The following is a 9,075-nucleotide window of genomic DNA, read 5'->3' as shown; positions in this document are numbered from 1 at the left end:
AGAGTCTTCCCGAAGATGAATAACAAAGCGTTTTCCAAAGAGGAGATGGTGTTTTGCCGACTGTGAATCAACTTGTGAGAAAGGGCCGGACGCTCAAAAAAGCCAAGAGCAAGGCTCCCGCTCTGGCTTCCTGCCCGCAAAAACGGGGCGTTTGTACGCGCGTTTTTACAACGACGCCGAAAAAGCCCAATTCCGCCATGAGAAAAGTCGCCCGGGTGAGATTGTCCAACAATATCGAAGTGACCGGATATATCCCCGGCGTCGGGCATAACCTCCAGGAACACTCCATCGTTCTTGTTCGCGGCGGCCGCGTCAAGGATCTCCCGGGAGTCCGGTATCATATCGTTCGGGGGACGCTGGATTGCGAGGGTGTGCAGAACAGGCAGAGAAGCCGTTCCATGTACGGTGCCAAGAAACCCAAGGAAAAGAAGGCCGCCAAGTAAGGAACGCCGAGGAGAGCGATCATGCCGAGGAGAGGAATCGTCAAAAAGAAAAAGATCCCCCCGGATCCTTTCTACAACAGCACCCTTGTGGCCAAGTTTGTCAATCTGTTCCTCAAGAAAGGGAAAAAGAGCGTTGCCGAGGGCGTTTTTTACAGGACGATGGACATCGTCAAACAAAAAACCAAGGAAGATCCTCTCAAGGGCCTTGAAAAAGCCCTGGAGAATGTGCGCCCTCTCCTTGAGACCAAGTCGCGCCGCGTCGGCGGCGCCAATTATCAGGTTCCCATTGAAGTCCCCCAGGGGCGTTCGGTGGGGCTGGGAATCCGCTGGATTCTTCGTTATGCGAAGGAGAGAGGCGGAAAAAGTATGGAGGAGAAACTGTCTGCGGAGATCATCGATGCCATGAACAACAGGGGCGGCGCCGTCAAAAAGCGCGAAGACACCCACAAAATGGCCGAATCCAACAGGGCGTTCGCCCATTACAAATGGTAATCTCTGTACGGAGTTTCAAGAATTTGACAGCCCTGAGAGTGAAGCGAAAACATCATGCGACAGGACCCCATCGAAAGAGTCAGAAACATAGGCATCATGGCTCATATCGATGCGGGGAAGACCACCACAACGGAGCGCATCCTGTTTTTCTCGGGCATCACCTACAAAATGGGAGAAGTGGATGAAGGTACGGCGGTCATGGACTGGATGGCCCAGGAGCAGGAACGCGGAATCACCATAACCTCCGCCGCCACCGCCTGTTATTGGAACGACCATCGCATCAATATCATCGACACTCCCGGTCATGTCGACTTCACCGCCGAAGTCGAGCGGTCCTTGAGAGTACTCGACGGTGCCATCGCCGTCCTGTGCGGCGTCGGCGGTGTTGAACCGCAGTCCGAGACCGTGTGGCGGCAGGCGGACAAGTATAAAGTGCCGAGAATTGTGTATATCAATAAAATGGACAGAATCGGAGTGGATCCGGCCCGGGCCGTCGAACAGCTCAAGACGCGTGTGGCCGCCCATCCTCTGCCCATTCAGATCCCCCTGGGCGCGGAAGACGGATTTCGCGGAGTCATCGATCTTGTGGGCATGAAGGAAATCGATTGGGGAGGAGACCTTCTCGGCAAGAATTTTGAAATCCGGGCCGTTTCGGACGGTTGCCGGGATCTGGCGGAAACCAAACGACGGGAAATGATTGAGATTCTCAGCGAAACCGACGACACCATCATGCAGAAATATCTCGACGACGAAGCCATTTCGGAAGCCGAAATCAAAACGGCCATCCGAAAAGGGACGATCGGGCTGAGGTTTGTTCCCGTTCTCTACGGTTCTTCATTCAAGAACAAAGGCGTTCATCCTCTCCTCGACGCCATCGTCGATTATCTGCCCTCTCCGGCGGATATCCCTCCCGTGACGGGAGTCCACCCCAGGACGGGCGCTCCGGAAGCCCGCCGCGCCGACGACAATGAATCGTTCTCGGCCCTGGTTTTCAAGATCATGAATGATCCCTTCCTCGGGAACCTGGCTTTTATCAGAGTTTACTCCGGAAAAACCAAAGTCGGGGGAAGCCTTTACAATTCCGTGAAGGATGAGGAAGAACGCCTGACCCGGCTCCTGGAGATGCATGCCAACAAGCGAAAAGAAATCAAGGAAATTTATGCCGGGGACATCGCGGCCGTTCCCTCGATGAAGACCGTTTCGACGGGCGATACGCTCTGCGTGCGGCATCAGCCCATCGTTCTGGAGTCCATTCATTTCCCCGAGCCCGTGGTTTCGGCGACCATTGAACCCCGCAGCAAAGCCGACCACACCCGTCTGGCCGAGTCTCTGGCCCGTCTTCTCCATGAAGACCCGACATTCCGGCTGGTCCGGGATCCCATGACGGGCCAGAACCTGGTCATGGGCATGGGAGAGCTCCATTTGGAAATCCTCATGGACAGGTTGTCCAGGGAATTCGGAGTCAAGGCCAATCTCGGCAAGCCGCAGGTTGCCTACAAGGAGACCTTGACCCGGGAGTCCGAAGGCGAGGGCCGATATATCCGCCAGGCCGCGGGAAAAGGCCAGTACGGACACTGCCGGATCATCGTCGAACCCATGGAGCGGGGAAGAGGCTTCTCTTTTTCCGATGGAACAAAGGGCGGCGTGATTCCCAGGGAATTCATTCCCGAGATCGAAAACGGTGTGCGCGAAGCCATGGAAGCCGGCATCCTGGCCGGATTTCCCATGGTGGATGTGCGCGTTACCCTTATCGGTGGTTCCACCCACGATGAGGATGCGACGCCTTTGGCCTTCAAAATCGCGGCGTCCCTGGCTTTCCGCGAAGCGGCCCGGAAAGCGGACCCGGTGATCCTCGAGCCGCTGATGAAAATGGAAATCGTCGTTCCCGACAATTACCTCGGCGACATCACCGGGGATCTCAACGCCCGGCGAGGCCGGATCGAAGGCATGGAGATTCACAGCGGCGCGCGGCTGGTCAAGGCCCAGGTGCCGCTTTCGGAATTGTTCGGGTATGCCACGGCCATCCGCAGCATGACCCAGGGGCGGGGGGTTTTTTCGATGGAGTTTGTCCGGTTCGAAAAAACTCCGGCCGCCGTTCAAGACGCCGTCATTGCAAGAATCGAGGGGCGGATTCCCCTTGAAAGGTATGACAATTGATTAAGCAATCTCCGGCGGGAGAGAAAGGAGTGAGGTGAAACATGGCAAAGGCAAAATTTGAAAGGACGAAACCCCACGTCAACGTCGGCACGATCGGTCACATCGACCACGGCAAGACGACGCTGACGTCGGCGATCACCAAGGTTCTGGCGACCAAGGGACTGGCCAAGGCCCATTCGTATGACGACGTGGCCAAGGCGGACGCGAAGATGTTCCGCCGCGATGCGACCAAGATTCTGACGGTCGCCCTGAGCCATGTCGAGTACGAAAGCGAAACCCGCCACTACGCCCATATCGACTGTCCCGGGCACGCCGACTACATCAAGAACATGATTTCGGGCGCGGCCCAGATGGACGGGGCCGTTCTGGTGGTTTCCGCCGCCGACGGACCGATGCCTCAGACCCGCGAGCACATCCTGCTCGCCCGGCAGGTCAATGTTCCCGCCATCGTCGTCTTCATGAACAAGGTCGACCTGGTGGACGACCCCGAGATCCTCGACCTGGTCGAACTCGAGGTCCGAGAGCTTCTGTCCAAGTACAAGTTCCCGGGCGACAACACCCCGATCATCCGGGGCAGCGCGACCAAATCGATGGCCGATCCCGAAGGGGAAGGGGCCAAGCCGATCTGGGAACTCATTGAAGCGATGGACTCCTTCCTGCCCGAGCCCGAGCGTGAAGTCGACAAACCGTTTCTGATGAGCATCGAGGACGTGTTTTCGATCACCGGCCGCGGCACGGTCGTTACCGGCCGCGTCGAGCGCGGCACGGTCAAGGTCGGAGAAGAAATCGAGATCGTCGGCTTCGGCGAGACGCGGAAGGCTGTTTGCACCGGCGTCGAAATGTTCCGCAAGCTTCTCGACCAGGCCCAGGCGGGCGACAACATCGGCTGCCTGCTCCGCGGTGTCGGCAAAACCGAAGTCGAGCGCGGCCAGGTCCTGTCCAAGCCCGGTTCCATCACGCCCCATCGGAAATTCAAGGCCGAGATCTATTCTCTGACCAAGGAAGAAGGCGGACGGCACACGCCGTTCTTCGCCGGGTACCGGCCGCAGTTTTATTTCCGGACGACCGACGTGACGGGCGATGTCAAGCTTCCCGCCGGGGTCGAAATGGTCATGCCGGGAGACAACGTCAACGTCGAGATCCATTTGATCACCGACGTCGCCATGGAGAAGGCTCTGCGTTTCGCCATCCGTGAAGGCGGGCGGACGGTCGGCGCCGGAACCGTCACTGAGATCATCGAGTAACCGTCCCCGGCCGGAAGGCAAACGTTAAGAGAGAGAGAGAGAACTGAGGAACGTCCCATGGAAAAGATCCGAATCCGACTGAAATCTTTCGACCACCGGCTGCTGGACCAGTCCGTCAAGGACATTGTGATCAAGGCTAAAAGAACAGGTGCGCGGATCGCCGGTCCCATTCCGCTGCCGACCCGCATGCATCGCTTTTGCGTCCTCCGTTCTCCTCATGTGGACAAGAAATCGCGAGAGCACTTCGAGATGCGGATTCACAAAAGGCTGATCGACATCAGCGAATACAATAACGAGACCATCGAAGAGCTGCAGAAACTCGACCTGCCGGCCGGGATTGATGTGGAGATCCAGGCCTTCGGGGCGGGAGGGGATTGATCATGGTGGAAGGTCTGATCGGCAGAAAAATCGGCATGACCCAGGTCTTCGGGGAAGACGGCACGGTTTATCCCGTGACCGTGATCCAGGCCGGGCCGTGCACGGTGATCCAGAAAAAGGCTCCCAGAAAGGACGGCGCCGGCGCCGTCCAGATCGGATTCGTCGACGGCCGGGGCGTCCGCAAACCCCGAAAGCCGGAATTGGGACATTTTAAAAAGGCCGGAGTGCCCGTTCTTCGCTATCTCCGGGAGGTCCCCTGCTCGAGCCCCGACGAGGTCAAGGAAGGAGACCAGGTTCTTGTGGACATTTTTTCCGTCGGGGATAAAGTTCGCGTCACGGGAACCAGCAAAGGCAAGGGCTTTGCCGGAGTCATGAAACGCCACAATTTCCGGGGCGGCGGCGGCGGCCACGGATCGATGTTCCACCGGCGTCCGGGTTCGATCGGCGCGTCCTCTTATCCCTCGCGGGTCATCAAAGGCATGCGCATGCCCGGACAGATGGGTAACGCGCGCGTTACGGTTCAGAATCTGCTTGTTCTCGAGGCCGATACGGAGAACAACCTGCTCGTCGTCAAGGGAGCGGTTCCGGGTGCCAAGGGCGCTTATCTCATGATCCGGAAAGGACACGGCCGCGCCGGCGCCGCCCAAATTCCGAAAAAGAGTGAGTCATGAGCAAATTGCCGATTCTCGATACGGATGGACGGACGGCCCGGGAGATCGATCTCCCCGAGGGGCTTTTCTCCTACCCGGTGAAAACCCACCTCATCTATGAAGCCGTCGTCAATTATAGAGCCAACCAGCGCCGGGGGACGGCGGCCACCAAAACACGCGCCATGGTCAGCGGCGGCGGCCGCAAACCCTGGCGGCAAAAGGGCACGGGCCGGGCCCGGGCCGGAAGCAATCGCTCTCCCTTGTGGAGAAAGGGCGGAACGACCTTCGGCCCGCAGCCCCGGGACTATTCCTATGCCATGCCAAAAAAAGCCCGGCGCAACGCCCTGCTGTCGGCGCTCACCCAGAAATTCGAAGAACAGAACCTGATGATCGTCGAAACGCTCGAATTCAAGGAACCGAAGACCCGGGATGCCGTCCGGCTTCTCAAGGCCCTGAATCTGTCTTCGGCCCTCCTGGTCGACAACCAGGACAACACCAACCTGTTCCTTGCCGTCCGGAATGTGCCCGGCGTCAAGGCCGTCGATCCCGGCCGGATCAATATCTACGATGTTCTCAATCATACAGGGCTCGTTTTCAGCCAGAGGGCGTTCGAGTTCCTTCGGGAGAAATGGTCGTGAAGAAGGATTTCCATCAGATCATCGTCAGGCCCGTCATTACGGAGAAGAGCACGCGCCGCAAGGATGAAAACCGGGAGCTTTGTTTCGAGGTTCCCCGGGACGCCAATAAAATCGAAATCCGCAAGGCCGTCGAGCATGTGTTCAAGACAAAAGTCGACAAGGTCCGGACTCAGAGCCGAACAGGAAAAGTGAAAAGGGTGGGCCGCAACACCGGGCGGACCAAGGACTGGAAGCTTGCCTATGTCCGGATCAAAGACGGCGAAAAAATGATTGAGTTCTTAGAGGCGGTATAGACATGGGCATCAAGAAATACAGACCGATCACCGCGGGCCTGCGCCACCGGACCGGAAACACCTATGAAGAATTGACCACCCGGGAGCCTCACAAGCCTCTTCTGGAGCCTCTGAAGAAGTCCGGAGGGCGCGATAACAGGGGACGGGTTGCGGTCCGGCGCAAGGGCGGCGGGCACAAGCGCGTCTACCGAATCATCGATTTCAAGCGCAACAAGATCGATGTCCCGGGAACCGTGGAAACCATCGAATACGATCCCAACCGCTCGGCCTTTATCGCCCTGATCAAGTATGCCGACGGGGAAAGGCGCTATATTATCGCCCCCCAGACCGTCAAACCCGGACAGGTCATCCTATCGTCCGATACTCAGGTGGATGTTCTTCCCGGAAACGCCATGCCTCTGCGCCATATCCCGCTGGGGACCGTCATCCACAACATCGAGCTTCGCAAGGGGAAAGGCGGCCAGGTGGCCAAAGCCGCCGGAACGGGGGCTCAGATTCTGGCCAAGGAAGGGTCCTATGCCCAGATCCGCATGCCCTCTTCCGAAATCCGGAAAATCCATCTGGAATGCCGGGCGACGGTCGGGCAGATCGGAAATATCGATCACCAGAACATTTCGATCGGCAAGGCGGGCCGGAACCGTTGGAAGGGCATCCGGCCCCATGTTCGGGGCACGGCCATGAACCCCGTCGATCACCCCCACGGCGGCGGTGAAGGCAAGGCCAAGGGGGGCCGTCATCCGGTCAGCCCGACCGGCATCCCGACGAAGGGATTCAAGACCCGCAAGAACAAGCGGACCCGTGCGTTCATCATCAAGCGGAGGAGCAAGTAATCATGAGCCGATCCCAGCATAAAGGTCCGTATATCGAAGACAAGCTGATGGCAAGAGTCCAGGCGTCCTCGGGCGCCCGATCCGAAAAACGGAAAGTCATCAAGACGTGGTCGCGGCGTTCCACCGTCACTCCGGAAATGGTGGGCCTGACCATCGGCGTTCACAATGGACGGAAGTTCATCCCGGTCTTCATCACGGAAAACATGGTCGGACATAAGTTGGGTGAGTTTTCACCGACGCGGACGTTCAAGGGCCACACCTCGAAGACCGCCAAACAGATGAGGGTGGGCAAGTAACATGAACGAACCCAACATTGTTTCCCGGGCCATTGTCAGATATGTGCGGATGAGTCCCCAGAAAGCCCGCCTTGTCGCCGATCTGATCAGGGACCGCACCGTCGGCGAGGCTCTGACCATCCTCCGTTTCAACGATAAAAAGAAAATCAGCGCCGTCATCGAGAAGGTCCTCCGCTCCGCCGTTGCCAATGCCCAACAAAAATCCCCACAGATCGACGTGGACGACCTCTTCATCTCCGGAATCGCCGTCAACGGCGGTCCGATGGCCAAGCGCATCCGGCCGGCGCCCCAGGGGAGGGCTTACCGGATCCTGAAGCGGACAAGCCATGTCCGCATCGAACTTGAGGAAAAAGGGAGATAGCCCGTGGGACAGAAGACACATCCATTCGGTTTCCGGCTGGGATTCAACAAGCCGTGGAGCTCCCGCTGGTTCGCCAAGGGTCCGGAATACAGCCGTCTGATTCATGAAGACCTGAAAATGAAGCGGGCCGTCAAGGAAAAGTATTACCACGCCGGCGTTTCCGGTGTCGCCGTCGAACGCGTCGGCCCGAAGATCCGTGTGATCATCCATACGGCGCGTCCGGGAATCATCATCGGTCGCGGCGGCAAGGAAATCGAGACGTTGAAGCGCTTCCTTGAGGGAATCGCCCGCAAAGATGTTTATGTCGACATCCGGGAGGTCGATAAGCCCGAACTCGACGCGCTGCTTGTGGGCGAAGGGATCGCCGTTCAGCTGGAAAAGCGCATCGCTTATCGGCGGGCCATGCGCCGGGCCGTGGATATGGCCTTGAAAATGGGCGCCAAAGGCATCAAGGTCATGTGCGCCGGAAGGCTGGGCGGAGTGGAAATCGCCCGCTCCGAATGGTATCTCAAAGGCCAGCTTCCTCTCCAGACGTTGAGAGCGGATATCGATTATGCGTTCACCGAAGCCTTCACCACGTACGGCCAGATCGGCATCAAGGTCTGGATCTACCGCGGCGACGTGGAAAAAGCGAAAATGTCGTCTCAGACGGTCGAGGTTGAGGAGATCTAGTCATGTTGATGCCCAAGAAGGTCAAATTCAGGAAGCAGCAAAGGGGCAAGATGCGCGGGCGCGCCGCCCGCGGAGCCGATCTCTCCTTCGGCGAGTACGGCCTCCAGGCCCTTGAGGCCTGCTGGCTGACCGCCCGTCAGATCGAGTCCGGGCGAATCACCATCTCCCGCCACATGAAGAGAAAAGGAAAACTCTGGATCCGGACGTTCCCCTGGAAGCCGATCACCAAGAAGCCCACGGAAGTCCGTATGGGAAAAGGCAAGGGGGATCCCGAGTTCTGGGTGGATGTCGTCCGTCCCGGAAAAATCCTTTTTGAAATCGAAGGTGTGGACGAAGGCGTCGCCCGGGAAGCCATGCGTCTGGCCTCCAATAAACTGCCCGTGAAGACGCGGTTCATTTCCAGGGAAAACAGGGACCTCCTATGAAAAAGAGCGAAATGAAGGATTTGTCGGCCGACGAACTGCGGACCAAAGCCGCGGAGCTCAAGGACCAGTTGTTCAAACTCCGCTTTCAGAAGGCCATCGGCCAGTTGGACAACCCGATGAAGATTAAGAATATCAGGAAGACCATGGCCCGGATCGCCACGTTCCTGAACAATGAGCAGAAAAGGACGGAATAGGC

The 9,075-nt window shown here is 58.1% G+C and carries 14 protein-coding genes; all 14 read left to right on the top strand.

From position 1 onward, the window contains the following. Positions 1–53: 53 nt before the first annotated feature. From rpsL to rpmC, 14 genes are read left to right on the top strand one after another with little or no spacing between them, the layout of a single operon-like run. A complete protein-coding gene (gene rpsL / locus SCM96_01615) occupies positions 54–443 on the top strand; it encodes a 30S ribosomal protein S12 (protein MDW7759322.1) in 390 nt (129 codons plus the stop codon). Positions 444–464: 21 nt separating this feature from the next. Then, positions 465–935: a 30S ribosomal protein S7 gene (gene rpsG / locus SCM96_01610; protein MDW7759321.1), complete on the top strand. Its 471-nt coding sequence runs from the start codon at positions 465–467 to the stop codon at positions 933–935. A 51-nt stretch (positions 936–986) separates the two neighbouring features. Next, on the top strand, positions 987–3,092 hold the full coding sequence (gene fusA, locus SCM96_01605; protein ID MDW7759320.1) for an elongation factor G: 2,106 nt from the start codon (positions 987–989) through the stop codon (positions 3,090–3,092). A 41-nt stretch (positions 3,093–3,133) separates the two neighbouring features. Continuing rightward, a complete protein-coding gene (tuf, locus tag SCM96_01600) occupies positions 3,134–4,336 on the top strand; it encodes an elongation factor Tu (GenBank protein MDW7759319.1) in 1,203 nt (400 codons plus the stop codon). 57 nt (positions 4,337–4,393) lie between these two features. Then, positions 4,394–4,714 carry a 30S ribosomal protein S10 gene (rpsJ, locus tag SCM96_01595; protein ID MDW7759318.1) on the top strand — a complete coding sequence of 107 codons (321 nt, stop codon included), beginning with the start codon at positions 4,394–4,396 and terminating at the stop codon, positions 4,712–4,714. A 2-nt stretch (positions 4,715–4,716) separates the two neighbouring features. After that, positions 4,717–5,385 (top strand): 50S ribosomal protein L3, encoded by a 669-nt coding sequence (rplC, locus tag SCM96_01590; GenBank protein MDW7759317.1) that lies wholly within the window; start codon positions 4,717–4,719, stop codon positions 5,383–5,385. Next, positions 5,382–6,002: a 50S ribosomal protein L4 gene (gene rplD, locus SCM96_01585; protein ID MDW7759316.1), complete on the top strand. Its 621-nt coding sequence runs from the start codon at positions 5,382–5,384 to the stop codon at positions 6,000–6,002. The genes rplC and rplD overlap by 4 nt, the downstream gene beginning before the upstream one ends. After that, positions 5,999–6,295: a 50S ribosomal protein L23 gene (rplW, locus tag SCM96_01580; protein ID MDW7759315.1), complete on the top strand. Its 297-nt coding sequence runs from the start codon at positions 5,999–6,001 to the stop codon at positions 6,293–6,295. The genes rplD and rplW overlap by 4 nt, the downstream gene beginning before the upstream one ends. 2 nt (positions 6,296–6,297) lie before the next feature. Continuing rightward, positions 6,298–7,125 (top strand): 50S ribosomal protein L2, encoded by an 828-nt coding sequence (gene rplB / locus SCM96_01575; protein MDW7759314.1) that lies wholly within the window; start codon positions 6,298–6,300, stop codon positions 7,123–7,125. Between the two features lie 2 nt (positions 7,126–7,127). Next, a complete protein-coding gene (rpsS, locus tag SCM96_01570) occupies positions 7,128–7,421 on the top strand; it encodes a 30S ribosomal protein S19 (GenBank protein ID MDW7759313.1) in 294 nt (97 codons plus the stop codon). Between the two features lie 16 nt (positions 7,422–7,437). After that, complete coding sequence (rplV, locus tag SCM96_01565) at positions 7,438–7,782, top strand: 50S ribosomal protein L22 (protein ID MDW7759312.1); 345 nt, start codon at positions 7,438–7,440, stop codon at positions 7,780–7,782. Positions 7,783–7,785: 3 nt separating this feature from the next. Then, entirely contained in the window at positions 7,786–8,454 is a 669-nt protein-coding gene (gene rpsC, locus SCM96_01560; protein ID MDW7759311.1) for a 30S ribosomal protein S3, read from the top strand. Positions 8,455–8,456: 2 nt separating this feature from the next. After that, the gene (gene rplP, locus SCM96_01555) at positions 8,457–8,879 is read left to right on the top strand and encodes a 50S ribosomal protein L16 (GenBank protein ID MDW7759310.1); all 423 of its coding nucleotides are present in this window, start codon (positions 8,457–8,459) and stop codon (positions 8,877–8,879) included. Next, positions 8,876–9,073 carry a 50S ribosomal protein L29 gene (gene rpmC / locus SCM96_01550; protein MDW7759309.1) on the top strand — a complete coding sequence of 66 codons (198 nt, stop codon included), beginning with the start codon at positions 8,876–8,878 and terminating at the stop codon, positions 9,071–9,073. Before rplP ends, rpmC begins: the two co-directional genes overlap by 4 nt. The last annotated feature ends 2 nt before the right edge of the window (positions 9,074–9,075 follow it).

Source organism: Acidobacteriota bacterium, from assembly GCA_033549365.1.
GTDB lineage: Bacteria > Acidobacteriota > Aminicenantia > Aminicenantales > Saccharicenantaceae > JAWSUF01.
Note: the sequence above shows the minus strand (reverse complement) of the source record. Positions and strands in the feature narration are given on the sequence as shown.